The sequence below is a fragment of the Nocardioides luti genome, from assembly GCF_014212315.1.
In the GTDB taxonomy this organism is placed as follows: Bacteria; Actinomycetota; Actinomycetes; order Propionibacteriales; family Nocardioidaceae; genus Nocardioides; species Nocardioides luti.
In genome coordinates, this window is sequence record NZ_JACKXE010000001.1 from 2,270,553 (window position 1) to 2,294,723 (window position 24,171).

27 protein-coding genes, 3 tRNA genes and 1 pseudogene are annotated in these 24,171 nt (G+C 70.3%); 13 read left to right on the forward strand and 18 right to left on the reverse strand.

Annotated features, from left to right (window positions below):
- Positions 1-28: 28 nt before the first annotated feature.
- Positions 29-886: a fumarylacetoacetate hydrolase family protein gene (locus tag H5V45_RS10795; protein ID WP_185252931.1), complete on the reverse strand. Its 858-nt coding sequence runs from the start codon at positions 884-886 to the stop codon at positions 29-31.
- A gap of 160 nt (positions 887-1,046) precedes the next feature.
- Here H5V45_RS10795 and H5V45_RS10800 point away from each other — a divergent pair, with 160 nt between their 5' ends.
- Positions 1,047-2,477, forward strand: a complete 1,431-nt coding sequence (locus H5V45_RS10800; RefSeq protein ID WP_185252932.1) for an aldehyde dehydrogenase family protein — start codon at positions 1,047-1,049, stop codon at positions 2,475-2,477.
- A gap of 89 nt (positions 2,478-2,566) precedes the next feature.
- On the opposite strand, the gene H5V45_RS10805 is transcribed toward H5V45_RS10800, so the two are convergent.
- Genes H5V45_RS10805 through H5V45_RS10825 form a run of 5 tightly spaced genes read right to left on the reverse strand, consistent with a single transcriptional unit; the run spans position 2,567 to position 6,958 of the window.
- Entirely contained in the window at positions 2,567-3,679 is a 1,113-nt protein-coding gene (locus H5V45_RS10805; protein WP_185252933.1) for an alcohol dehydrogenase catalytic domain-containing protein, read from the reverse strand.
- The gene (locus tag H5V45_RS10810; RefSeq protein ID WP_185252934.1) at positions 3,676-4,926 is read right to left on the reverse strand and encodes an NAD(P)/FAD-dependent oxidoreductase; all 1,251 of its coding nucleotides are present in this window, start codon (positions 4,924-4,926) and stop codon (positions 3,676-3,678) included. The genes H5V45_RS10805 and H5V45_RS10810 overlap by 4 nt, the downstream gene beginning before the upstream one ends.
- Complete coding sequence (locus H5V45_RS10815) at positions 4,923-5,246, reverse strand: 2Fe-2S iron-sulfur cluster-binding protein (protein ID WP_185252935.1); 324 nt, start codon at positions 5,244-5,246, stop codon at positions 4,923-4,925. Before H5V45_RS10815 ends, H5V45_RS10810 begins: the two co-directional genes overlap by 4 nt.
- Positions 5,247-5,249: 3 nt before the next feature.
- Entirely contained in the window at positions 5,250-6,416 is a 1,167-nt protein-coding gene (locus H5V45_RS10820) for a cytochrome P450 (RefSeq protein WP_221633982.1), read from the reverse strand.
- A 14-nt stretch (positions 6,417-6,430) separates the two neighbouring features.
- A complete protein-coding gene (locus H5V45_RS10825) occupies positions 6,431-6,958 on the reverse strand; it encodes a cupin domain-containing protein (RefSeq protein ID WP_185252936.1) in 528 nt (175 codons plus the stop codon).
- Between the two features lie 350 nt (positions 6,959-7,308).
- On the opposite strand from H5V45_RS10825, the gene H5V45_RS21535 reads away from it, so the two are divergent.
- From H5V45_RS21535 to H5V45_RS21885, 3 genes and pseudogenes are all read left to right on the forward strand, one after another.
- Positions 7,309-7,947 (forward strand): aldehyde dehydrogenase family protein, encoded by a 639-nt coding sequence (locus H5V45_RS21535; protein WP_343061510.1) that lies wholly within the window; start codon positions 7,309-7,311, stop codon positions 7,945-7,947.
- 22 nt (positions 7,948-7,969) lie between these two features.
- Positions 7,970-8,155: pseudogene (locus H5V45_RS22875) on the forward strand (hypothetical protein); the annotation flags it as partial.
- A 58-nt stretch (positions 8,156-8,213) separates the two neighbouring features.
- Positions 8,214-8,471 (forward strand): aldehyde dehydrogenase family protein, encoded by a 258-nt coding sequence (locus H5V45_RS21885; protein ID WP_246415893.1) that lies wholly within the window; start codon positions 8,214-8,216, stop codon positions 8,469-8,471.
- 81 nt (positions 8,472-8,552) lie between these two features.
- Here the strand turns inward: H5V45_RS21885 and H5V45_RS10835 are convergent.
- Positions 8,553-8,625: transfer RNA gene (locus tag H5V45_RS10835), tRNA-Arg, on the reverse strand.
- A 368-nt stretch (positions 8,626-8,993) separates the two neighbouring features.
- Here H5V45_RS10835 and H5V45_RS10840 point away from each other — a divergent pair.
- Both H5V45_RS10840 and H5V45_RS10845 read left to right on the forward strand, forming a co-directional pair.
- A complete protein-coding gene (locus H5V45_RS10840; protein WP_185252937.1) occupies positions 8,994-10,835 on the forward strand; it encodes a phosphoenolpyruvate carboxykinase (GTP) in 1,842 nt (613 codons plus the stop codon).
- 125 nt (positions 10,836-10,960) lie between these two features.
- Positions 10,961-11,971 (forward strand): LuxR family transcriptional regulator, encoded by a 1,011-nt coding sequence (locus tag H5V45_RS10845; protein ID WP_185252938.1) that lies wholly within the window; start codon positions 10,961-10,963, stop codon positions 11,969-11,971.
- Positions 11,972-12,188: 217 nt separating this feature from the next.
- Here the strand turns inward: H5V45_RS10845 and H5V45_RS22385 are convergent, their stop codons facing one another.
- The 3 genes from H5V45_RS22385 to H5V45_RS10855 all read right to left on the reverse strand — a co-directional run bounded on the left by H5V45_RS22385 (position 12,189) and on the right by H5V45_RS10855 (position 13,176).
- Positions 12,189-12,323, reverse strand: a complete 135-nt coding sequence (locus H5V45_RS22385) for a hypothetical protein (protein WP_281385830.1) — start codon at positions 12,321-12,323, stop codon at positions 12,189-12,191.
- A gap of 192 nt (positions 12,324-12,515) precedes the next feature.
- A tRNA-Ser gene (locus H5V45_RS10850) sits at positions 12,516-12,609 on the reverse strand.
- 105 nt (positions 12,610-12,714) lie between these two features.
- The gene (locus H5V45_RS10855) at positions 12,715-13,176 is read right to left on the reverse strand and encodes a hypothetical protein (protein ID WP_185252939.1); all 462 of its coding nucleotides are present in this window, start codon (positions 13,174-13,176) and stop codon (positions 12,715-12,717) included.
- A 109-nt stretch (positions 13,177-13,285) separates the two neighbouring features.
- Here H5V45_RS10855 and H5V45_RS10860 point away from each other — a divergent pair, with 109 nt between their 5' ends.
- The 3 genes from H5V45_RS10860 to H5V45_RS10870 all read left to right on the forward strand — a co-directional run bounded on the left by H5V45_RS10860 (position 13,286) and on the right by H5V45_RS10870 (position 15,126).
- A complete protein-coding gene (locus tag H5V45_RS10860; RefSeq protein ID WP_185252940.1) occupies positions 13,286-13,681 on the forward strand; it encodes a hypothetical protein in 396 nt (131 codons plus the stop codon).
- A 72-nt stretch (positions 13,682-13,753) separates the two neighbouring features.
- Positions 13,754-13,838: transfer RNA gene (locus H5V45_RS10865), tRNA-Ser, on the forward strand.
- Positions 13,839-13,944: 106 nt separating this feature from the next.
- Positions 13,945-15,126, forward strand: a complete 1,182-nt coding sequence (locus H5V45_RS10870; RefSeq protein ID WP_185252941.1) for an AAA family ATPase — start codon at positions 13,945-13,947, stop codon at positions 15,124-15,126.
- A gap of 34 nt (positions 15,127-15,160) precedes the next feature.
- Here H5V45_RS10870 and H5V45_RS10875 read toward each other — a convergent pair whose 3' ends face one another.
- From H5V45_RS10875 to H5V45_RS10885, 3 genes are read right to left on the reverse strand one after another with little or no spacing between them, the layout of a single operon-like run.
- Positions 15,161-15,391 carry a biotin/lipoyl-binding carrier protein gene (locus tag H5V45_RS10875; protein WP_185252942.1) on the reverse strand — a complete coding sequence of 77 codons (231 nt, stop codon included), beginning with the start codon at positions 15,389-15,391 and terminating at the stop codon, positions 15,161-15,163.
- A gap of 59 nt (positions 15,392-15,450) precedes the next feature.
- The gene (locus H5V45_RS10880; protein ID WP_185252943.1) at positions 15,451-16,500 is read right to left on the reverse strand and encodes a hypothetical protein; all 1,050 of its coding nucleotides are present in this window, start codon (positions 16,498-16,500) and stop codon (positions 15,451-15,453) included.
- 11 nt (positions 16,501-16,511) lie between these two features.
- Complete coding sequence (locus H5V45_RS10885; protein ID WP_343061511.1) at positions 16,512-17,276, reverse strand: carbon-nitrogen hydrolase family protein; 765 nt, start codon at positions 17,274-17,276, stop codon at positions 16,512-16,514.
- A 61-nt stretch (positions 17,277-17,337) separates the two neighbouring features.
- Here H5V45_RS10885 and mobA point away from each other — a divergent pair, with 61 nt between their 5' ends.
- From mobA to H5V45_RS10905, 4 genes are all read left to right on the forward strand, one after another.
- Positions 17,338-17,907 carry an NTP transferase domain-containing protein gene (mobA, locus tag H5V45_RS10890; RefSeq protein ID WP_185252944.1) on the forward strand — a complete coding sequence of 190 codons (570 nt, stop codon included), beginning with the start codon at positions 17,338-17,340 and terminating at the stop codon, positions 17,905-17,907.
- Positions 17,908-18,004: 97 nt separating this feature from the next.
- Positions 18,005-18,328 (forward strand): DUF6457 domain-containing protein, encoded by a 324-nt coding sequence (locus H5V45_RS10895; protein ID WP_185252945.1) that lies wholly within the window; start codon positions 18,005-18,007, stop codon positions 18,326-18,328.
- Positions 18,329-18,381: 53 nt separating this feature from the next.
- Positions 18,382-19,356: an NAD(P)H-quinone oxidoreductase gene (locus tag H5V45_RS10900; protein WP_185252946.1), complete on the forward strand. Its 975-nt coding sequence runs from the start codon at positions 18,382-18,384 to the stop codon at positions 19,354-19,356.
- Positions 19,357-19,397: 41 nt separating this feature from the next.
- Positions 19,398-19,997 (forward strand): bacterial proteasome activator family protein, encoded by a 600-nt coding sequence (locus H5V45_RS10905; RefSeq protein WP_246415894.1) that lies wholly within the window; start codon positions 19,398-19,400, stop codon positions 19,995-19,997.
- A gap of 27 nt (positions 19,998-20,024) precedes the next feature.
- On the opposite strand, the gene H5V45_RS10910 is transcribed toward H5V45_RS10905, so the two are convergent.
- From H5V45_RS10910 to serS, 5 genes are read right to left on the reverse strand one after another with little or no spacing between them, the layout of a single operon-like run.
- Positions 20,025-20,621: a hypothetical protein gene (locus tag H5V45_RS10910; protein ID WP_185252947.1), complete on the reverse strand. Its 597-nt coding sequence runs from the start codon at positions 20,619-20,621 to the stop codon at positions 20,025-20,027.
- A 17-nt stretch (positions 20,622-20,638) separates the two neighbouring features.
- The gene (locus tag H5V45_RS10915; protein ID WP_343061512.1) at positions 20,639-21,460 is read right to left on the reverse strand and encodes a Cof-type HAD-IIB family hydrolase; all 822 of its coding nucleotides are present in this window, start codon (positions 21,458-21,460) and stop codon (positions 20,639-20,641) included.
- Complete coding sequence (locus H5V45_RS10920) at positions 21,453-21,953, reverse strand: GNAT family N-acetyltransferase (protein ID WP_185252948.1); 501 nt, start codon at positions 21,951-21,953, stop codon at positions 21,453-21,455. Before H5V45_RS10920 ends, H5V45_RS10915 begins: the two co-directional genes overlap by 8 nt.
- On the reverse strand, positions 21,950-22,795 hold the full coding sequence (locus H5V45_RS10925; protein WP_343061513.1) for an HAD family hydrolase: 846 nt from the start codon (positions 22,793-22,795) through the stop codon (positions 21,950-21,952). Before H5V45_RS10925 ends, H5V45_RS10920 begins: the two co-directional genes overlap by 4 nt.
- On the reverse strand, positions 22,792-24,063 hold the full coding sequence (serS, locus tag H5V45_RS10930) for a serine--tRNA ligase (protein ID WP_185252949.1): 1,272 nt from the start codon (positions 24,061-24,063) through the stop codon (positions 22,792-22,794). The genes H5V45_RS10925 and serS overlap by 4 nt, the downstream gene beginning before the upstream one ends.
- Between the last annotated feature and the right edge of the window lie 108 nt (positions 24,064-24,171).

Genomic DNA, 24,171 nt, shown 5'->3' on the forward strand with positions numbered 1-24,171 from the left:
CGACCGTTCCCGCACGGTCCCGATCAACTCAGGCCTGTTGTTCGACGGGATTGCGCAGCACTCCGACGGCCTCGATCTCGACCTCGACGATGTCACCCGGCTTCATGAAGACCGGGGGCTTGCGGCTGAAGCCGACACCGGACGGGGTGCCGGTGAGAATGACGTCTCCGGGCGCGAGCGTGAAGACCGTGGACGCGTAGTTGATCAGCGCTGGAATGTCGAAGATCATCTGCCCGGTGTCGCCGGACTGGACGACCTCACCGTTCAAACGGGTCTCCAGCTTGAGGTTCTGACCGGGTGCTATCTGGTCGCTCGTCACCATCCACGGGCCGAACCCACCGGTCGACTCGAAGTTCTTCCCAGCCGCGATCTGCTTGGCGTGGAACTGGAACTCGCGCACCGAGGCGTCGTTGTAGCAGGCATAGCCAGCGACGTGGTCGAAGGCCGATTCGACCGGGATGTCGCGACCGCCTTCTCCAATAATGACCGCAAGCTCGCCCTCCCAGTCCAGGGACTCCGAGGCGTTGGGCCGGACGATCGGCGCCTCGTGCGCCACTTGAGAGCGCCAGACCCGCAGGAAGATCGGCGGGAAGTCGGACAGCTCTCGATTCAGCCCCGAGGCCAACGCCTCTTGGTGGTGGTCCATGTAGTTGCGCACACTGCAGACGATTTTCTCTGGCTGCGGAATGACAGGAAGCCAGGTGATGTCGCTGAGCGGCGTGGCACTGCCCTCGGCCACGAGGGCGTCCCGGTCAGCCCACTCGGGACTGCCCAGGAAGGAGGCCAGCGTCTGGTGGCCACTCACGTCGGTGAGGTCGACGACGGTGTCGTCGACCACGGCGCCGAACAGGGCACGACCGCCGTGGCGGTAGGACGCTAGCTTCATTGGTGCTCCTCAATTGTTGACCGCGGAAAGGGCGGTGGACCGCCAGGTCCGACTCTACCTATTTTGTGCATAAGATGGAACCCTTGCACAATTAGTCGCCCCTGCTCGGCCCCTGCACTTGGCTCAGCACCCCGTCTCGCGCACCTTCAACGGAGGCCCCATGTCCTACCTCAACTTCATCGACGGAACGTGGCGCGAGGGCGTGACCATGGCACCGAACATCAGTCCCTCGGATCTCTCGGACGTGATCGGAGAGTTCGCGCGCGCCGATGCCGCCCAGGCCGAGGAGGCCATCGGGGCCGCGGCCGCAGCCCAACCCGGGTGGGCAAGCCTGCCCCCGGGTGAGCGGTTCGCCGTCCTGGATCGCGCCGGGGACGAGTTGCAGGCGCGCGCCGACGAGCTCGGCGAACTTCTGGCGCGCGAAGAGGGCAAGACCCGGACGGAAGGCACCGCAGAGGTGAAGCGCGCCTCCCAGATCCTGAAGTTCCAGGCCGGGGAGACGCTGCGCAATCCTGGCGAGGTGCTGCCCTCGGTGCGTCCGGGCGTGGAAGTCCTGGTCAGCCGTGAGCCGGTGGGCGTGGTCAGCATCATCACTCCGTGGAACTTTCCCATCGCCATCCCGGCGTGGAAGATCGCACCCGCGCTGGCGTACGGCAATTGCGTGGTGTTCAAGCCCGCTGAGCTGGTGCCCGCTTCTGCGTGGCACCTGGTGGACATCCTGCACCGGGCCGGCCTGCCCGCCGGAGTCCTGAACCTTGTCATGGGGCGTGGTCGGGACATCGGCGACATCCTGGTCGGAGATCCCCGGGTCGACGCGGTGTCCTTCACAGGCTCGGTCGACACTGGGCACCGCGTGCTCGCCACCGCCCAGGCACACGGCGCCCGGGTCCAACTCGAGATGGGCGGGAAGAACCCGTTGGTGATCTGTGACGACGCCGACTTGGACGCTGCTGTCGCGGGCGCCAGGGAGGGAGCATTCGGCTCCACCGGGCAACGCTGCACCGCATCCTCGCGACTGATCGTCACCGCCGGCGTGCATGACGCGTTCGTGGACAGGCTGAGCAAGGCCGTCGACCAGATCACGGTCGGCCACGCCCTGGATGCCGAGACCACGATGGGCCCGGTCGTGGACGAGAGTCAGCTGGCCCAAGACCTGCGCTACATCGAGTTGGCGACCCAGCAGGGCGCGACCCTGGTCGGCGGTGACCTGGTGGAGGGACGGACCAAGGGCCACTACCTGAGTCCGGCGCTGGCGCTGGACACGCGCAACACCGACACGATCAACCGTGAGGAAGTCTTCGGCCCCGTCGCGTCGGTCATCCGGGTCGACGACCTCGATGAGGCCATCGAGGTGGCCAACGACACGGAGTTCGGGCTGACCTCGGGCGTCTACACCAGCTCGTTGTCGACCTCGACACGATTCCGCCAGCAGTCAACGGCAGGGATGGTCATGGTGAATCTCCCGACTGCGGGCGTGGACTTCCACGTTCCATTCGGTGGACGCCGGGGCTCCTCCTATGGGCCACGCGAGCAGGGGCGCGGAGCTCGGGATTTTTACACCACGACGAAGACCACGTACGTCGCCAGCTGACTCGCTCATGCAAAGCCGGTGCGGCTGCCCCCTGGCAGCCGCACCGCGCTGGGCTTGTTCGCGGTGACCCTTGACGGCCGGTGGGCCCGTCAGCTCTGCGGGTCGATGATGAAGTTCGAGAAACCGCCGTTGCGCTCCGCGATGCCGCTGATCGCTTCGTTGACGTCAGTCAGCGGGTAGACCTTGTGCTCCAGCCACGACAGGTCGAAGTCGCCGGAGGCCACCATGTCGGCCATGTTCTGACCGTCACCGGCGGTGAACCACGCGGAACCGATGAGGGTCTGTTGCTGGTTCATCATGCGATGGATGTCGATGGGAAGGTCGCCCATGGCGGCACCGATGTCGACGGCGACGGCGCCACGGGCAAGGGAGCGCAGCCCTTGACGGAAGGTCTCGTGCTGCGCGCCCGGACCCAAGGCATCGACATAGATGTCCACGCCGTGGCCGTTGGTGCGCTCGTGGATCCACTCGTCGACGGGCCCGTCCTCCAGGGAGTGGACCTCGATGCGCTCGGGGCAGATCTTCTTGACCTGCTCCAGCAGGCCCTTGTCACGCCCGGTGCCGTAGAGCTTGGTGATGCCGAACCCCCGCGCGAAGAGCGCCGCGCTGATCCCCAGCGTTCCGCTGATGCCATTGACCAGCACCGACTTGCCGGGGCCGGCCTGGGCCTTGCGGAGCGCCGAGTACATGGTGCCGAGGTAGCCGAACCGGGCGGCCGAGTTGAAGTCCAAGTTGTCCGGGATACGCACCAAGGAATACGCAGGCGCGAGCATTTGCTCCGACAGGCCGCCAGGGTAGCGGTCCAGCAGGTCCAGTGCGGTGGCTGAGAATCCGAAGTAGCCGGAGAACGCGTAGCTGGCGCAGTTGATCAGGTCGCCGTTGCGGCAGGCACGGCAGGAGAGGCAGTAGCGCCCAGGGTTGACGTACACGCGGTCACCCACGGCGAAGTCCTGGACGCCCTCGCCAACGGCGTCCACGACGCCGGCCGGGTCGAGCCCGAACACTGCCGGCAGGGTAGGCAGTGGGTCTTCGGGGAACCACGTGGTCCACATGTTCAGGATGTTGCCCAGGTTAGGCACGATGTTGACGGCGTGGACCTGGACCCTGACCTCGCCGAGGCCCGGGGTGGGCAGTTCGATCTGCTCCAGCCGCATCGGCTCGCCGATGGCGTGCATCCGCGCAGCGCGCATGGTGGTGCTCATGATTCCTCCGGGTGATGTGAACGCGCAGGGGCACTTCGACGTGCCCTCAGCAGGTCGCTCAGGGTTGATTTCTGGATGACAGCTGTGGGGATGTGCTCATCGCTCGACAACACCCGTCGAGCGGCTAGGTGCTCAGCGGCCCAATCAAGGGTCTCGACGGCGACGACGTGGCCGTCGCGGGTGGCGTAGACGACGTGGCGTCCGGTGCCGTCGGTGTGGTGGTGCAGATCGTCGTCCGGCAGCCGCAATCCGGCGACTTGAATCTTCAGGTCTCCCTGGTCGCTCCAGAACCACGGCAGGTCGGTGTACGGCGAGGCGTTGCCCATGATGGCGCGGGCCACCGCAGCACCCTGATCGCAAGCGTTCTGGACCGACTCCAACCGCATCTGGGCCCCACTGCGAGAGTCGGGGAAGCGGGCGCAGTCACCGGCAGCGTAGATGTCGTCATGCCCAAGCACCCGCAGCTGATCGTCAACCACGATGCCGTTGTCGGTCAGGATTCCGGCCTCGTGAGCGAGCTCGTCGCGAGCCAGTGCGCCGATCCCGATCAGCACGCAGTCCGCTTCGAACCGCCCAGAATCGGTGACGACCGCGGTCACGTGGCCATCGCCTTCCAGTGCTTGGACCGCTGTGCCCGTCACGACACGAACGCCCCTGATTCGATGACGTGCCGCGACCGCCAGCGCGAGTGGCTGCGAGAGCACCCGGCCCAGTAGCGTGTCGGCTGCTTCGAGGACAGTGACCTCGCAGCCCGCGGCGTATGCAGCACTGGCAATCTCCAAGCCGACAAAACCGCCACCAACCACGACCAGGCGACGCCCGGGCTGAAGTGCCGCCCTGAGGCAATCTGCGTCCTGGCGGGTGCGAAGCGAGTGCACGCCGGACAGATTGGCCTCAGCCCAGTCCGGTGTCCGGTTCCGCGAGCCCGTCGCGAAGACCAGCGCCTCGTACGAGACGACGTCGCCCGCGGACGTGGTCACCCTGCGCTGTGCCGCGTCGACTCGGACGGCCACGACACCGTTGCGAACGTCGATGTGCTGGGTGATGTACACGTCGGAGTCATGGAGGACAACCGTCGACGACGGGTCTGTCAGGTATCCCTTGGACAGAGGGGGCCGCTGATACGGCAGGGCACTTTCCTCAGCCAGGATCGTGATCGGCTGCTCGCAACCGAGTTGACGCAAGGTCACGGCAGTGCTGACCGCAGCCTGGCCGCCACCAATGATCACCGTCCGGCCCCGGCTCATACCTGAGCCCCGGGGACCTCGACGGTCAGCCCTTCGAGCTGGTCGCCAACCTGCACCTGACAGCTCAAGCGGCTGTTGGCCCGCCGTGGCGAAGCGGTGAAGTCCAGCATCTCGTCCTCGACGCTGCCGTCCGGACAGGCCAGGGCCACGTCCTCGGTCTCGAGGTAGACGTGACAGGTGGCGCAGGAGGCGTTGCCCCCGCACTCGGCCACGATGCCCGGGACCAGGTGGCTTGTCGCCGCCTTCATGAGCGAGCCACCCGGCGCTGCGTCAATGGCGCGGGTGCTCCCGTCCGGCAGCGTGAAGTTGATCTTGACCACTGGTCAGCCCACCGCTTCCCACTCGACCGGAAGCGACTTCAGACCGCGGAAGACCCAGCCGCTGATCTCCGGCTCGAAGCCCTCCACCAAACGCAGGCCGCGCAGTCGATCGAAGACCGCGGGCCAGGCCAGCGCGCCGATCTGATGGCGGGCTACCCAAGCGCCCATGCAGAAGTGCGGTCCGCCACCGAAAGCGAGGTGCGCGACCGGTTCCCGATCGATGTCGAAAACATCTGCGTTCTGGATGACGGCGGAGTCGCGATTGCCGGACCCGATGACCAACGCAACCCGGGACCCTGCCGGCAGGCGGATGCCAGCCACCTCGTACTCACTCAGGACCTGGCGCGGATAGAGGCCGATCGGCGAGATCCACCGTGCCGACTCCTCGAAGACCTTGCGCCACAACGCAGGGTCATCGACCAGCCTCGCGCGCAGTGCTGGGTCGGTCAGCGCCTGCCAGGCTCCTGTGCCGAACACGTGCAGGGGCTCGTTGATACCCCCTCCGATGATCACCTTGACGTTGTTCTGCACTTCATCAAGGGGAAGCGGATCGTCGGCGTGCACCATCGCCGAGATGATCGAATCGTCGGCACTTCCCTGAACTCGATCCACGGCCAGTCGCACGTACTCATCGATCTCGGCCGTTGCCGCCTTTGCACGGGCCCAAATCTCCTGGTCGTCGGCGTAATTGCCGTTGCCTGCCATCATGTGCGCCGACCACTGGGTCATGGTCCCGCGGGGCACCCCACCGATGCCCAGCACCGCAGCGAGGTTGAGCTCGACCAGCGGGGAGATGAAGTCGGCGATGAGATCGCCCCGACCTCGAGGCGCCAAGTCCTCGAGCACGCGCCCACAGTTGGTGGCGAACGCCGTGCTCCAGATGTCTCGAACCTGGCGGGGCCGCGTCGGCGGCTCCGCCGCACTCCGAATCCGATGGTGAGGCGCGTTGTCCTCCCGCAGCATGTTGTGCCCGACGACACGAGTGAGAAGTGAGTCCTCCTCGCGAGAGCTGAACACCTCGGGCGTCTTCTCCAGCTCGACGATGTCCGCGTAACGCGTGACCAAGTACCGCTCCAGCGACGGTGAGTACGCGACCGGCGCTTCCGCCCGCAGGCGGGCCCACATGGGGTAGGGGTCCCGAGACATGTCGTCGAGCGACAGCTCGACCACAGGTGCCACAGAAGTCACACCCGGGCTCCCATCAGGGACACGAAGATGGTGACCGGCTTGTCGCCTGGGTTGCGCCAGGCGTGCCGCGTGGCGTTCTGCACCACGATGTCGCCCGCGTTGAGCTGCACGGTCCGACCGTTGTCCAGCTCGAGGACCAAGGTGCCATCCAGGACCACCACGTAGTCAACGGTGGGGGTGGTGTGCATGCCGGGGGCGTCGGGCTCGAAGAGCTCTGCCAAGCCTGGGGTGTTGGCCAAGTTCTCCGGCACAGCCTTCATGGGGTCCCAGCTGGGGTCACCGAAGACGCTGTCGGGAGGGAAGGTCACGGTGAGCGCGATGGTCTCGCCTGGGCCAGGCACGTAGCTGGTGACGTCGGTGGCTACGGCCTCGTTGACCGGCTCAGGAGTCTGGCCCGTTCTCCAGACCAGGGCAGCGGCAAATCCGGGGGTGTGCGCGTACTCCTTGCTGACGGGAGACTCTCCGTCACTCACGACGCACGCGGTGCCTGCTTCATCAAGACCGGTGACGATTCGACGGACCATGACGTACTCCTCCACGCAGTGTGACGCGCGTCTCGCGCCTCTCGAAGTTTATGCACAAAACGCGGGTCTTGCATAGACCTGCGCATCGCCAACTGTGCCGGGGGGTCCGATCCCGCCGAGCAGCGGCCGTTGGAGTCGAAGCCGTACCCGACCCCGGGGCTCGCCGTACCAGCAGTCCATGTGTAGAAGTCGATGCACGCGTTGCTCCTGGTCCGCGTCCCTCAACGACTTGTGGGAGCAGTCGGACACGCACCAGCGGGAGGGCCCGAAGGCGTCACTGGCATCGCGGCGGCGAAGAACTGAGCAACGCTTCCCCGTGACCAGTTCGAACCATCCGTCGGGCGACACGGGTGGGGCTGTTGCAGACGAGAGCGGGGCAGCGTCTCCTGAACCGCTTGGCCGACCTGATGGAGGCCAACGCCGACGAGCTCGCCGCGGCCGATTCGCGGGACATGGGCAAGCCCCTGAACCTGTGCCACCACGACGTCGCACGGGCAGCGCTCCACTCCGGCTTCTTCGCCGACCACGCCAAGATGGCGACCGCGGAGTCGTTCACGATGGACACCGGGCACCACGCCTACTCCAGCTTCGAACCGGCCAGCGTCGTCTTCGCGATCGCACCGTGGAACTTCCCGCTCATGCTCGAGTCCTGGAAGGTCGCCCCTGCCCTCGCCTGGGGCAACACCGTGGCGCTCAAGCCGGCCGAGGACGCACCTGCCAGCGCGACGGTGATGGCGCGGCTGGCGACCGAGGCAGGGTTGCCGGACGGTGTCTTCAACGTCGTGCACGGCTACGGCGCCGACTTGGTGGGGTCGGAGCTCACCGAGGACCCCCGGGTGGACCGGATCACCTTCACCGGCGAGACCGGGACCGGGAAGATCATCAGCCGGGCGGCCTCCGCGAACCTCACCCCCGTCTCGCTCGAGCTCGGCGGCAAGAACTGCAACCTCGTCTTCGCGGATGCCGACCTCGAGAACGCCGTCCACTAGTCGATCCAGTCGATCTTCCGCAATGCCGGGCAGATCTGGAGACCGACTTCGGACCGCTGGCCCCGAGGAGCACTTCCACAAGGTGAGGGGCTACATCGACACGGTCGGTGAGTACGGCGGTCGCATACTCAGCGGCGGCGTCGGTGAGGGGTGGCAGGTCAAGCCGACCATCCTGGTCGACATGCCGCTGGACAGTCCGCACGTGACGGAGGAGATCCTCGGACCGGTCGTGGTGATCCACCCGTTCGACACCGAGGACGAGGTGGTTGCGTGCGCTGGCCAACGAGAGCGACTACGGCCTCGACGCGCAGCTCTTCACCGAGAACCTCCACACAGCCCATCGCGTCTCTGCGCGACTCCAAGCCGGCACCGTCTGGGTCAACTGCTTCTTCATCCGGGACCTGCGGGCCCCCTTCGGCGGGGTCGGGAGCTCCGGCGTGGGCCGCGAGGGCGGGCACTTCTCCCGTGAGTTCTTCACCGAGCCCAAGGCCGTGATCATGCAGATCAACGACCGCTCGGCCTGACGGGCCGACCGGGCGCCGCCGTCTGGAAACGCTTCAGGCCTCTCCCCCGCGCGTCCGCGGGTGAGAGGCCTGAAGCATCTGCGCGCCTGTAGGGATTCGAACCCCAAACCTTCTGATCCGTAGTCAGATGCTCTATCCGTTGAGCTACAGGCGCCCGTGGCCCGGCTTGCTTCGCAGCGCGCCGAACGACTGGTCGAGGATAGCGGACCGCACCGGCGATGCCGAAATCAGTGCCTCCCGGCCCGGGCGGAACACCCCTGCGGGTGGGGCTGTGACGACGCACACCCACCGTTGAACGATCCAATAGGACGCCCCGGCGCGCCAGAGTAGCCTCAGCGCAACCTCGGGGGTGCCACCCCCGTTCGAGCACGGCCTCGAGCAACTTTCGGGGACTGCACACGTCGCCGCCAACGAAGCCGAGCGATCCACACACAACTCCACGACAGCTCCGTCGACACGCTCGACGGCTCGGCCCGCGGCCCACCCGGCAGCACCGTGAATGCGCGAGAGGGAACACGAACGATGGCAGACGTTGACGCAGCACTGGACGCAGCAGGGGTCACCAACCCGCAGGTCCGCGAGTACGTCCACTACTACGCCGAGCTCACGGGCGCCGAGCGCATCGAGGTGGTCAGCGCCGCGGACGACGCACGCCTGATCCAGGAGGCGCTCGACGCGGGCGAGCTCGAGCCGGCCGGCGAGGGACGCTACTACTCCCGCAGCTACCACAAGGACACCGCGCGCTCCGAGGAGCGCACGATCGTGGCCACGAGCAACCCCGAGGACAAGGGCGTCTACAACAACTGGCGCCCCGCCTCGGAGATGAAGCCGCTGCTCCACGACCGGATGCGCGGCGCGTCGGCGGGCAAGACGATGTACGTCATCCCCTACCTGATGTCGCCCCCCGGCAACGAGCTGGCGCCCTGGGCCGCCGGCGTCGAGCTGACCGACACCCGCACCGTCGTGCTCCACATGATCCGGATGTCCCGCGTCGGCGTCGAGTTCGTCAACGACCTCGAGGACCCCAACAGCTTCGTCCGCGCCGTGCACGTCACCGGCGACCTGGAGAACCTCGGCCAGGGCACCCCGGACGACCAGCGCTACTTCGTGACCGTCGCCGACGAGCGCACGATCCTGCACTTCGGGTCGTCGTACGGCGGCAACGCGCTGCTCGGCAAGATCGCCCACGGCCTGCGCCAGGCGGCGTACGACGGGTGGGCGTCGAAGAAGTTCCTCGCCGAGCAGTACATGCTCATCGGGATCCACGACAAGGAGACCGACAAGACGTACCACATCTGCGGCGGCTTCCCGAGCGCCTCGGGCAAGACCAACCTGGCGATGATGCTGGCCCCCGACGCGCTCGGCGACCGCTACCACGTCTCCTTCTACGGCGACGACATCGCGTGGCTGTGGGTCGACGAGAACGACGGCAAGCTCTACGGGATGAACCCGGAGTACGGCGTCTTCGGCGTCGCCAAGGACACCAACGAGGTCACCAACCCGACCGCGCTGCACTCCGTGGACGACGGCACCGGCACGATCTTCACGAACATCGCCTACAACCCGAAGACCCAGGAGGTCTGGTGGGAGGGCAAGACGCCCGAGCCGCCGGCCGACACCGACGGGTGGCTGGACTGGATGGGCTCGCCCATCGCGGACCGCAAGGACAGCGACACCTCGCCGTGGGCGCACCCGAACAGCCGCTTCACCACCACGCTCGACAACATCCCGAACATCGCGCCGGACTACAACGCCGCCAAGGGCGTCCCGATCGACGCGATCATCTTCGGCGGCCGCACCCGCGACCGTGAGCCGCTGATCCGCGCGATCACCGACCTCGCCGAGGGCGTGTACGACGGACTGACGCTCGGCGCCGAGGCCACGGCCGCGGCCGAGGGCGTCGAGGGCCAGCTGCGCTACGACCCCATGTCGAACCGCCCCTTCATGGCGTACGGCGAGGGCGACTACGCCGCGCACTACCTCAAGATCGTGGGCGCCGCGAAGGACCAGCCGATCTTTGCCCACGTCAACTGGTTCCAGCGCGACCCGGAGGACGGCCACTTCCTGTGGCACGGCTACCGCGACAACCTCCGCCCGCTCCTGTGGCTGCTCCAGCTCAAGAACGGCGAGGTCAAGGGTCGCCAGACCCCGGTCGGCATCATCCCGACCGAGGAGGAGCTGCAGCTCTCGGGCATGAGCACCACGCCCGAGGACCTGGAGACCATCCTGTCGATCGACGTGCCCCGCTGGCAGCAGGAGATGGGCTTCCGCGAGGAGCACCTCAAGCAGTTCGACCGGCTCCCGGAGGAGATCTGGGAGGCGCACCGCCGCGTCGCCGCCGCACTCGACGCCGACGAGGGCTGAGCGACCCGCCCACCACGCAGCAACGAAGGCCCGTCCGACACCGTCGGACGGGCCTTCTGCGCGCCTGGCGTGTGGAATCATCTGCCACGACATCGACTCGGGGTGGTCGGGAGGAGAACGCACGCGTGGACACCTACGGTCCGGACGACCGTGCCCTGTTCGAGACGGTGGCGACGACGCTCTACGAGGAGATCGTCGCCGCGGGTGAGCTCTCGGCGACCGACCCCCGCATCGTCCCCGGCGGCGAGCTGGAGCGGGCCTTCGCGCTCCTCGTCGAGGTCGGGCTGGTCACCGCCGGCGCCGCGCCCGAGACCTTCACCCCCGTGGACCCGACGAGCGTCCAGTCCCGCGTGGTCGCGCCGCTCGGCCAGGAGGGCGCCCGCCTGATCGATGAGTCCTCGCAGTGGGCGCGCGCCTTCGGCAACCTCGCGCACGCGTGGCGCCGGGCGCCGCAGACCACCGAGCGAGGCCCGTTCACCTACATCCGCAACGAGGGCATCGACCCCTTCATCGCCGGGCTGGTGTCCGACTGCGAGGAGGAGATGCTGACCGCCCAGCCCCAGGCCGGGCGTGACCCGCGCACCCTCGCCGCGGCCGCGCTGCGCGACACCGCGATGCTGGAGCGCGGGACGAAGATGCGTACGCTCTACCAGCACAGCGCGCGCCGTTCGGCAGTCACCCACAAGTACGTCACCGCCGTCACCGAGCGCGGCGCCGAGGTCCGCACCCTCGACGAGTTCTTCAACCGGATGATCGTCATCGACCGCCGGGTCGCGGTCATCCCGGCGCAGGAGGACCTCAAGTCGGCCATCGCCATCCGCGAGCCGTCGGTCGTGGAGTACCTCGTCGACATCTTCGAGCGCACCTGGGAGCGGGCCCGCCCGTTCACGAACCGCGAGACCTCGATGATGAAGGACATCGCCGCCGAGCAGCGCGCGATGACGATCCGGATGCTCATCGAGGGCCACGCGGACCCGGTCAGCGCGAAGCGCCTCGGCGTCAGCCCGCGGACGTACGCCGGCTACGTGGCCGACCTCAAGGAGGAGTACGAGTCGGAGACGCGCTTCCAGCTCGGCTACACGATGGGCAGCCAGGGCGTCTCGGGCAACGAGCAGCCGCCGCCCGACGAGGACTGAGCGCGCCGGACCGACCCGGCGCTGCCGGCGGGCCGGCTGCAGGAACCTGCAGGCGGAGCCTGGCGGAGGCGAAACATTCACGAGGGCAGCGACCTGGCGGTCACTGCCCTCGTGTGATTGAGACGGGCCGGGGGGTGGCACTGGGACCGGACAATGTGGGGGGGTGGTCGGGTCCCCGTCTCAAGCTCTCTTCAGTTGGTGCAGGCGTGGCGCTGGGTCAGCGACCGACGCGCACGCAGCCGCCGCAGCCCCAGCTGCTGTCCAACGCCTGCGCAGGCGCGGAGATGCCGAGGAGGCCGAGGCTCAGTCCGGTGGCGGCCAGCGCGATGGCCACCTTGCGTCCAATGTTCATGATGGTCCCACCTTCGTTGTCCTAGACCCACGGAAAGGTCTCTACGAGGAGTGTGGGCGAGTTCCGGAAGAACTGCGCCCGCTTTGTTGGCTCATAAATCTGCATTGCACAATCCTGCAGTCCTGCTGCCGGACGGACGTCTCCGGAAAACGGACGGTCCCTCCCGAAAACTCTCCCGGGAGGGACCGACGCTGGCGGAGGCGGAGGGATTTGAACCCTCGATGGGGTTGTAGCCCCAAACCCGCTTAGCAGGCGGGCGCCATAGACCGGACTAGGCGACGCCTCCCCGACAGCGGACACAGGTTACAAGGCCACCCGGGTCGCGCACGAATCAGGGTTCGACACGCCGGAGCCGGCCCGAACGGGTGGGTCCGGGCCGTGGGCCGGCGGTTCAGAGCGGGGTCAGGCCCTGGCCGTGCTGCAGGTGGGCCTGCAGGTCGCGCACGAAGTCCTCGCGGTCGGCGGCGAGGGCCGCGACCGGGATCGTCGTGGTGCGGCCGTCGACCAGCGTCAGCACCACGCACGGGATCCCGTGGGGAGTGCCGGTCGAGGCGTCCTCGACGTCCTTCCAGGCGGCCCCGCTCACGCCCGCGCCCCGGATCAGGCGCACCCGGTAGCCGGCCTCGTCCAGGCGGACGACGTACGCCCGGCGCGTCAGGAGGTAGCCGGTGCCGAACACCCCGACCAGGCCGAGCAGCACCGTCACGACCAGCACGTCGGGCGGCAGGTGCAGCAGCGCGACCACCGCGGTGACCGCGAACAGCAGCACCGCGAGCACGACCAGCAGCAACCCCATCAGCCGGGCGTTCATCGACGGGGAGAGCCGATAGTCGGACGGGGTGGGGACAGCCATGCAGATGATTGAACAAGACACCGGATTGGGGCGCCAATCGGGCTTGTCGCCGGGGCTCCCGCGGGGTCATGCTCGAAGGCCCACCCCACCCGGGATGCCGGAGGTTGCCATGACCGCGACGCCGTCGAGGAGCACCACGGGGATGCCCGGCGCCCTGCACGCCCTGGCCCTGGTCCTGGACGCGTCGCCGACCGCCGGGGTCCCGCTCGGCAACTGGCGCTGGGTGGTGCGCCAGCGGCTGGCCGTGCTGCGCGACCTGCTCGTCGTCGAGGGCGAGCATCCCGAGGACGGCTGGCTGGCCGCGCGCGGCGGCGCCGCGCTCCGCGAGCGCAACACGCTGCTGACCCGGATGAGCCGCCTGGCGCCCCGCGTCCTCGAGGACCCCGACCTCGGGGCGGTGCGCGCCGACCTGCGTCGGCTGCTGCTCGACGTGACGCACCACGTGCAGCGCCTGCACGACCTGGCGTACGACGCCGTCGAGCTCGAGCTGGGCGGCTCGGAGTAGCCGCACCGGCCGCGAGGAGACGTGGGCGGCCAGCGAATACACTGCGTCCGTGCTCGCCCCACGGGGCGACACGGAGGGGTGCCGGAGCGGCCGATCGGAACCGCCTTGAAAGCGGTCGTAGGGAGACCTACCGCGGGTTCGAATCCCGCCCCCTCTGCTGACGGGTCGCACGACTCCGACGCCGGATCTCGCGGCTTCTCCGCGATCATTAGGAATACTAGCTGCTACTTATCTTTCTACAAGTATGGGCTAGCATTCGCTAGGTGAGAGCGGCACTCAACCCCTTCAGCCCCGGCTCCGGGCTCCGCCCTCCTGCCCTCGTGGGACGCGACACAGAGCTGGAGGCCCTCGACGTACTGATCGAACGAACGCGCAACGGCCTGGACGGACGAGGCATCATCCTCAGCGGCCTCCGAGGCGTGGGCAAGACCGTGCTGCTGAACGAGATGCGCTTTCGTGCCGAGGACGCGGGTTGGTTCGCGGTCAATCTCGAAGCCCGTCCCGACAACGCTGGAGCGCAGAACGCCCGGCGCATCCTGGCACGCGAGATCACCACGCAGGCACGTCAACTCAGCCGCCGCAAGGCGATCAGTGACCGGGTTCGCACCGCTTTGCAGTCAGTGACCGCGTTCAACGTGAAGATCGGCGCTGCCGGAATCGACCTCGGCGTCGAGATCGAACCCGGTCGAGCCGACTCCGGTGACATCGAGATCGACCTTCCCGAGCTCGTCCACGACCTCTGCGCGGCGCTGCAGGAAGAAGGCAACGCCTTCGGGCTCTTCATCGACGAACTTCAAGACCTCGACCCCCTACTGCTCCGTGCCCTCCTCGTGACTCAACATCAAGCCGGGCAACGTGGCTGGCCCTTCTTCCTCGTCGGCGCCGGACTGCCCCATCTGCCGGGCATCCTCGCTGAGACCCGCTCCTACGCCGAGCGCCTCTGCGACTACCGCACGATCGCGCGGCTTCCCGACCCGGAAGCGCGCGCAGCCTTGGAAGATCCGGTCGCCAAGCACGACGTGTCCTTCGACCCAACCGCCTTGCAGCTGCTCCTCGATGCCTCAGGCGGCTACCCCTACTTCTTGCAGGAGTACGGTCGATCGGCCTGGGAAGTCGCGGCAGGACCAGTCATCACCCTCGGCGATGCCCAGGCCAGCGCCGTCATCGGCCTCGAACGCCTTGATGCCGGATTCTTCCGCTCACGATGGAACCGAGCCACCCCCGCCGAACGCCGACTGCTCGTCGCTATGGCCGAAGACGGCTTCGGGCCCTCCGCCTCCAGTGAGATCGCCCGCCGGATGGACCTCAAGCCGAACAGCCTTGGTCCTTACCGCGCCAACCTCATCAGCAAGGGCCTCGTCTACGCCCCGGACCACGGACAGCTGGCCTACACCGTCCCCGGCATGGACGCCTACGTGCGCCGCCATCGCGAAGACCTCACCTAGGGGCCGCCCTCCGACGACGGAGAGGGCTCCGGGCTCAGCCGGTGAGCTCGACGAGCACGTCGCCCTCCTGGACGACGTCGCCGGACGCGACCTTGACGGCGCGGACCGTGCCGGGGTGCTCGGCGATGACGGGGATCTCCATCTTCATCGACTCGAGCAGCACCACGGTGTCACCCGCCGCGACGGCGTCCCCCGGGGCCACGGCCACGCTCAGGACGTTCGCCACCATCTCGGCGACGATCTCGTTCACCAGTTCACGGGCCATGCCTGCGAACCTAGTCGTTACCGGTGCGTACCCCGAACCAGCACGTCGGCCGGGGTGCCTCAGAGCAGCGGGCTGGTCCGCGCCGGCTCGGGGCGTACGGCGCCCGCCTCCTCGGCCCGGCGCCCGCGCCGGCCGCGGGGGGCCGTGAAGGCGAGGTCGACGCGGATCACCACGAACCCGATCACCAGGCCGGCCACGAGGCCGTAGGCGACCGACAGGCCGACCTCGAGCAGCGAGATCGCGGGGTTGAGCAGGCTCTGGGCGACGGGCGCGGTGGCGGCGACGCCGAAGGCGCAGACCCACCAGCCCTGGCGGCGCCGGGCCCGCATGTGGGTGCCCCAGGCGAGCGCCGGGACGCCGAGGACGGTCTCGATCGGGCGGGGGAAGGCGCCGAGGTGGTCGCGGCTCCAGTGCACGGCGTCGAGGAGCGAGGTGACCAGCCCCGGCGAGCCGTAGCGGCGCAGGAGCTCGGCGTACGCCAGCGTCAGCGCGAGCACCCCGGTCCCGACCAGCACGGTGAGCACGCCGCGGCGACCGAGGCCGTGCAGGCCGGCGCCGAGGCGGTAGACGACGCCGAAGGCGCCGAGCAGGGCCAGGCCGAGGGTGGCGTACTCGAAGCGCGGCAGCGTGATGACCGGCTCGAAGCCCACCGTGGCGAGCCCGCCCACGGCCGCGACGAGGACGGCGATCGCCGACTCGCGCGCGGCGTGCACGAAGCGGACCGCGGGCACCGTGGCCATCACCGCGAGCACGGCCGTGACCACGCAGGTCAGGACGGCGGCGCCGGTGCGGAGGCGGGCGTCGTCGACGACGAGCACCCCGACCCCCATGGCGACGGCCAGCGCGCCGAAGACGACGGGGCGGCCGCCCGAGCGGGCCGCGAGCGCCCACGCGTAGCCGCTCGAGACCGCCACGCTGCCGGCGCCGGGCAGCCAGTCGGGGCCGACCGGCACCATCGCCGCGACGAGCGCGGCCAGGCCGGCGAGGACGAGCACCGTCCACAGTGCGAGCGGGACGCGGGAGTCCGCGACCGTGCGCGCGCGGGTGCCAAGCCGCGACCACCGCGACGGCGGGCGTTCCGCTCGGCGGCGCGGGACAGGCGTGGACACGGGGAGGAAGGCTACAGACGTCGGTTGGCGAGCGACGGGTTGGTCCTGCGGGCCTCGTCGAGCACCGCCCGGTCCAGCGTCGCGGTCAGCACCTCGGGCCCGTCGCCGGCCTCCGCGAGCACGTCCCCGAGCGGGTCGACGACGAGCGAGTGGCCGGCGTAGCGCGGCGCGGGCTGGCCGGCCGCCGCCACGAAGACGGTGTTCTCGATCGCGCGGGCGCGCACGAGCGTGCGCCAGTGGTCGACCTTGCGCGGGCCGGCGACCCAGGCCGCCGGGACGACGAGCACCTCGGCGCCGGCGTCGACCAGCGCACGGGCCAGCTCGGGGAAGCGCAGGTCGTAGCACGTCATCAGGCCGACGGCGAAGCCCGCGACCTGCACCACGACGGGCTCGGTCGGGCCGGCCGTGAGCCGGTCGGACTCGCGGTAGCCGAACGAGTCGTAGAGGTGGATCTTGCGGTACGCCGCCTCCGCAGCGCCCCGCAGCAGCAGGGTGTTGAACGGCCGCTCGGGATCGGGCCCGGCCTCGAACATGCCGGCCACGACGGTCGTGACGTGCCCGCTCGCGGCTCGCGTGACCTCGGCGTCGAACGGACCGCCCGGCTCCTCGGCGTACGCACTGACGTCGGAGCCGGCCTCGCCGAAGTCCCGCGCGAACGCCTCCGGGAAGACCACGAGGTCGGTGCCGTCGGGCGTCAGGTCGGCCACCCGGGCGCGGTTGTCGGCCGGCTCCAGGCCGGACGCCTCCTGGACCAGGGCGATGCGCAGCGTGTCCACGCCCCCAGAGTGCCAGCCCCCGGCCCGGCACGCAGGTCCGGACCGGTGGGAGACTCGGGGGGTGGACCTCCCTCCCGGCACGACCGGCTTCTGCGCGGTGATCCTGGCCGGCGGCACCGGCGCCCGCCTCGGCGGCGTCGACAAGGCCTCGGTCGAGCACCGCGGCCGGACCCTGCTGGCGCACGCGATCGACGCGTTGGTCGACGCCTCGGAGGTCGTGGTCGTCGGCGAGGCCGTTCCGACCGAGCGTCCGGTGACCTTCACCCGCGAGAGCCCCCGCTTCGGCGGCCCGGTGGCCGGGCTGCTGACCGGCCGCGACGCTCTCCTGCGCGCGCCCGGGACGCTCGGGGTGCTGGCGGTCGACATGCCGTTCGTCTCGCCGTGGACCTTCCGGCGCCTGCACGAGGCGGCGCTCGGGCACGACGGCGCCTTCCTGACCGACGCGGAGGGCCGCCGGCAGCTCGCGGGCGTGCTCGACGCGGCCCGGCTCGACGCCGTACGCCCCGACCTCGAGGGGCAGCACGGGATGCCCCTGCACCGGCTGCTGGCCGACCTCGACCTCGCGCTCGTCGCGCCCGAGGGCAACGAGGCGCGCGACGTCGACACGTGGGCGGACCTGCGCGACCTCTAGCCGCGTGCGCCGGGGTCCGGGAGGCGTCGGAGAAATCGCCGCCGGACCGCGCGTCGGGGGTTGCGGGGGCGGCCCCGGTGGGGCAAATGTGGGCTCCGTGAACCTGCACGACTGGATCGACGAGCTGTGCGACGTCCTCGACCTCGACGTGGAGGTCGACGAGGCACTGGTGCTCGACCTCGCCCGCGCGGCGGCCCACAACGTGACCCGGCCGGCCGCGCCCATCACGACGTACCTCCTCGGGTACGCCGCCGGCTCCCAGGGAGCCGACCTGGAGGGCATCGAGGCCCTCGCCGCGCGCGCCCAGAGGCTCGCCGAGGGCTGGGACCGGCCGGCGGACGCCCCGGACCCGCTCGACGTCGACGACGAGGTGCCCGACGACAGCGTGGTCGACCACACCGCAGACGCCTACGAGGCCTGAGCCGACGCCCCGCTGCCTCGCGGGCCGAGGGGACCACCCCTAGGGTGGCCAGCATGCGTGCCGTCATCGCCTCCGGGGCCGGAGGGCCCGACGTCCTGTCCGTCGCCGAGGTCCCCGACCCGATCCCCGCTCCCGGTGAGCTGGTGCTCGACGTCGCCGCCGCGGGCCTGAACCGGGCGGACCTCCTGCAGCGGCAGGGCTTCTACCCGCCGCCGCCAGGTGCGTCCGACGTGATCGGCATGGAGTGCAGCGGCACCGTCCGCGCCGTCGGCGAGGGCGTCGAGGGCTGGGCCGTGGGCGACCACGCCTGCGCGCTCCTCGCGGGGGGCGGGTACGCCGCCCAGGTGGCCGTGCCGGCCGGGCAGGTCATGCCGGTGCCGGACGGGGTCGACCTGGTCACCGCGGCCGCACTGCCCGAGGTCGCCTGCACCGTCTGGTCCAACGTGTTCATGGTCGCCGGGCTGCAGCCGGGCGAGTCCCTGCTCGTGCACGGCGGGGCCGGCGGGATCGGCACCATGGCGATCCAGCTCGCCCACGCGCTCGGCGCCACCGTCCTCACCACCGGCGGGACGGCCGAGAAGCTCGCGGCCTGCGCGGCGCTCGGCGCCGACGTCACGATCAACTACCGCGACGAGGACTTCGTCGAGGTCGTGAAGGAGCGCACCGAGGGCGGCGCCGACGTCATCCTGGACAACATGGGGGCGTCGTACCTCTCCCGCAACGTCGCCGCGCTCGCCACCGAGGGCCGGCTGGTCATCATCGGCATGCAGGGCGGCACCAAGGCCGAGCTCGACATCAACGCCCTGCTCCGCAAGCGCGGCGCGGTCATCGCCACGTCGCTCCGCGCCCGGCCCACCGAGGAGAAGGCCGCGATCTGCGCGGCGGTCGTCGAGCACGTGTGGCCGCTCGTCGCCGCGGGGCTCGTGCAGCCGATCGTGCACGGCACCATGCCGCTCGAGGAGGCGCGCGCCGCGCACGAGCTGATGGAGTCCGGCGACCACACCGGCAAGATCCTGCTCACCGTCTGAGGGCCGGCGGGGCGCTTCGCCCGGCCCTCTAGGGTTGGCGCATGAGTGAGTCGTCCGAGCAGGAGCAGCAGGTCCTCGTCATCGGCCCCGACGGGCAGCCGATGGGGCACGTCCCCGCGTCCGCGATCCGGCCGGCGGCCGACGCCGCCGGTGCCGGCGCGGCCAGCCCCGGGAGCGACGACGCCGACGGCGACGAGCGCGCGATCACCGACCTGGTCGAGCAGCCCGCCAAGGTGATGCGGATCGGCAGCATGATCCGCCAGCTGCTCGAGGAGGTGAAGGCCGCGCCGCTCGACGAGGCCAGCCGCAACCGCCTCAAGGAGATCCACCAGGCGTCGATCAAGGAGCTCGAGGCCGGGCTCGCCCCCGAGCTGGTCGAGGAGCTCGACCGCCTGACGCTGCCGTTCACCGAGGACAGCACGCCGTCCGAGGGCGAGCTCCGGATCGCTCAGGCGCAGCTGGTCGGCTGGCTCGAGGGTCTCTTCCACGGGCTGCAGACGGCGATCTACGCCCAGCAGATGGCCGCGCGGGCGCAGTTCGAGCAGATCCGCAAGGCGCTGCCGCCCGGGATGATGCACCAGCCCGAGGGCGAGGACGAGGGGCAGCAGCGGCCGGGCGAGTCCGGCGGCATGTACCTCTGAGAGCCCCTGCAGGTCGGGGCCCGCTGCTCAGGAGTGGCGGCCCACCCGGCGTACGACGACGAGGCCGAGCAGCCCGACCAGCGTGAGCGCCGCCCCCGGGGCGGCGAGGCGGGTGAGCGACGTGGTCGTCGCGTCGCCGACGCGGGTGAAGACCGCCTTGTCGGGCTCCGGCGGCACCGGGGCGCGACCGCTGCCGAGCAGCTTCTCGACCTCGGCGCGGAAGTCGCCGCTGGCCCGGGCCGTGCCGTCGGCGCGGGTGATCGACAGGTCGTCGCCGGACTGGTCACCGGCCTGGGCGAAGAAGACGTAGGTGCGGCCGACGGTCAGCTCGACGCCGGTGCAGGAGCGGGCCGCGGCCGACGTCGTGACCTGCACGTCCTCCGAGGCGACACCGCCCTTGTAGACCCGGTCCACCGTCACGTCGTACGTCACGAGCTCGTCGGTGCGCGACTGGGCGGTGACGTCGCCGAGGAAGACGTCGCTCGCGTCCTTGGTGTGGTCCTGGGTGCTGCCGTTCGAGCCGCCCGAGGCCGGGCAGGCCGACGCCGGGCCGGAGCCGAGCAGGACCAGGCCGAGACCGGCCAGGAGGAGCGCCGCGAGCAGGCGGCCGACAGAGGCGAGCACCCGCCCATCGAAACAGATCACAGGCCGAACACACCAGCCAGCACGCGCGCCACCCCGTCGTCGTCGTGACCGGGCGCGACGTGGTCCGCGGTGGCGGTCACGGTGGGGTGGGCGTCGGCCATGGCGTACGACGTCCCCGCCCACCCGAGCATCGGGAGGTCGTTGGGCATGTCGCCGAACGCGATGACGTCCGCCGCGTCGACGCCGAGGTCGGCGCAGAGCAGCGCGAGGGTCGAGGCCTTCGTGACGTCGGCGGCGCTGATCTCCAGCAGCGTCGAGGACGACGACCAGGTGATCGTGACGCGGTCGCCGACGGCGGCCTCGGCGGCGTCCCAGTACTCCTGCGGGGCGAGCTCCTCGTGGCGCGCCAGCAGCTTGACGGCCGGGGCGTCGAAGAGCTCCTCGAGCGCACCGCGGTGGCTGTCGGGCGGCGGCGGGAAGCGCTCCATGAAGCCGGGCTCGAGGCCGATGCCGGTCACGGTCTCGACGGCGAACGCCGAGCCGGGCACCGCCTCCCGGATCAGGCGGCAGGTCTCCAGCGCGACGGCCTGGTCGATCGGGCGCACCAGGTGCGGCGCGGACCGCTCGACGTCCCACACCAGGCCGCCGTTCGAGACGATCGCGAGACCGTGCTCCCCGACGTAGCCGAAGACCTCCTCGGCCCAGCGCAGCGGCCGGCCGGTGACGAAGACGACCGGGACGCCGCGGCGCTCGACCTCGAGCAGCACGTCACGGGTGTAGTCCGACACGCTGCCGTCGGAGCGGACCAGGGTGCCGTCGAGGTCGGTGGCGACGAGCCGCGGTTTCGAGACGGGCGCCAGGGCGCCCTCCTCAACCACCGGTGGGACCGGTCAGCGGACGGGCCATCACGAGGTTGCCGTCCTCGTCGGAGCCGCGGAGCTCGGTGAAGCCGCACTTGGCCAGGACCCGGATGCTGGGCTTGTTGGCCGGCTCGACGCTGGCGCGCACCCGGACGCCGGCCCGGTCGGTCTCGGCGAGCAGCGCGCGCAGGGCCTCGGTCGCGAAGCCCCAGCCCCGCGCCTCCCCGACCAGGCCGTAGCCGACCTCGGCCTCGGGGACGTCGCCCTCGGCCGGCTCGTCCGGTGGGCCGAAGAAGCCGATGGTGCCGAGCACGGTCACCCCGCGCACGATCGTGCGGGAGCCCCACGGGTCGCCGGCACGGTGCATCGACACCCCGTCGCGGTCGTCCTGGCGCGGGAAGTCGGGGTGCCACCCCGGGCGCCGGCGGCCGGCGACGATGTCGGCGGCCTCGTCGGGCGCCAGCAGCGCCAGCCGGAGGCGCTCGGTCGTGACCACCTGGGGCAGCGTCATCCGAAGTGCCGATCGATCTCGAGGGCGGCCCCGTCGTCGTACACCGAGGCGGTGACGTCGTCGGCGGCGTCGAGGACCTCCTGGACGGCCTGGCCCATCGCGACCCCGCGGCCGGCCCACTGGAGCATCTCGATGTCGTTGCGGCCGTCGCCGATCGCGAGCGCGTCCGCGGCGGTGACGCCGAGCTCGTCGGCGACGTGCTGCAGGCCGGAGGCCTTGGAGACGCCCACGGGGGCGAGGTCGAGCCAGGCGGTCCAGCCGACGACGTAGTTCGTGCCGTGCAGGCCGAGCCGCTCGGCCAGCGCGACGAAGTCCTCGGCCGTGGCGTCGGGGTCGCGGATGATCACGCGGCTGACCGGTCCCGCGACGATGTCCTCGACCTCGGTCAGCGTCATCTCGCCGGACAGCTCGCCGTCGGGGAAGTGCCGGTTGACCCGGTAGCCCACGCCGCGCTCCTCCACCGCCACCAGCGCGGTCGGGTGGTGCTCCAGCACCTGCGCCACGGCCTCGCGGGCGTCGAAGGTCTCCTCGTGCACGACCTCGAGCGGCGGGTAGCGGAACACCACGGCCCCGTTGCTGGCCACGATCCACAGCGGCTCGGCGCCCTCGCGGTGCAGGCCGAGGAGGTCGGCGATGCCGGTCATGCCGTGCGGCGAGCGACCACTGGCGAGGACGACGTGCGCGCCGGCGTCCTGCGCCCGGCGTACGGCGTCGCGCACCGCCGGCGCGACCTCCTCGTGCGTGGTGCCGGCTCCCTCGACCCACTTGAGCAGGGTGCCGTCGATGTCGAGGGCGACCAGGCGCGGGCGCCGAGCGGCGCCCGCCTCCACGGCACCGGTCACGGGGCGACGACCGGCTTCAGCACCTCGCGGCCCTGCAGCCACGGCTGCAGCGCCTTCGGGACCCGGATCGAGCCGTCCGCCTGCTGGTGCGTCTCCAGGATGGCCACGATCGTGCGGGTCATCGCGCACAGCGTGCCGTTGAGCGTCGCGACCGGCTTGACGTCGCTGCCGTGCCGGGCGCGGGTGTCGAGGCGACGGGTCTGGAACTCGGTGCAGTTGGAGGTCGAGGTGAGCTCGCGGTACTTCCCCTGGGTGGGGATCCACGCCTCGCAGTCGAACTTGCGCTTCGCCGACAGGCCGAGGTCGCCGGCCGCGACGTCGATGACGCGGTAGGCCAGCTCGAGGCTGTCGAGGAACTGCTTCTCCCAGCCCAGCAGGCGCAGGTGCTCGGCCTCGGCGTCCTCGGGGGTGGTGTAGACGAACATCTCGACCTTGTCGAACCAGTGCACCCGGATGATGCCCTTGGTGTCCTTGCCGTGCGAGCCGGCCTCCTTGCGGAAGCACGGGCTGAACGCGGCGTACCGCAGCGGCAGCGCGGCGCCGTCGAGGATCTCGTCGGAGTGGTACGCCGCCATCGGGACCTCCGAGGTCCCGACGAGGTACATGTCCTGGCCCTCGATGCGGTAGACGTCGTCGGCCGCCTGGCCGAGGAAGCCGGTGCCGTCCATCGCCCGCGGCTTGACCATCGAGGGCGCGATCACCTGCGTGAAGCCGGCGTTGCGGGCCTGCTCCATCGCGAGGTTGATGAGCGCGAGCTCGAGCTCCGCGCCGATGCCGGTGAGGAAGTAGAAGCGGCTGCCCGAGACCTTGGCGCCCCGGTCGAGGTCGATCGCGCCGAGCATCCGGCCCAGCTCGATGTGGTCGCGCGGCTCGAAGTCGAACTCGGCCGGCGTGCCCACGGTCTCGATCAGGACGAAGTCGTCCTCGCCCCCGCTCGGGGCCTCGTCGGCGGCGAGGTTCGGGATGCTCAGCACCGCGGCCTGCCACTCCGCCTCGGCGGCGGTCTGGGCGGCCTCGGCGGCCTTGACGTCGCTCGACAGCGTCTTGGTGCGCGCCAGGAGCTGGACCTTCTCGTCGCCCTGCGCCTGCGGGATCAGCTTGCCGAGCTGCTTCTGCTCCGCCCGCTTGGCCTCGAAGTCGACGATCGCCGCGCGGCGGGCCGCGTCGGCGGAGAGGGCCCGGTCCACGACGTCGTCGGACAGGCCGCGCTTGGCCTGGGCGGCACGCACGCGGTCGGGGTCGTCTCGGAGCACCTTCGGGTCGATCATGAGCACAGGCTATCGGCCGGTGGTGGCGCGGCTCACCTGAGTTCGCACCACCCTTCGGGGTACGGCGTCCCGGCGTACGCGCCCGTCATACTGGGGCGCGCCGTCCGC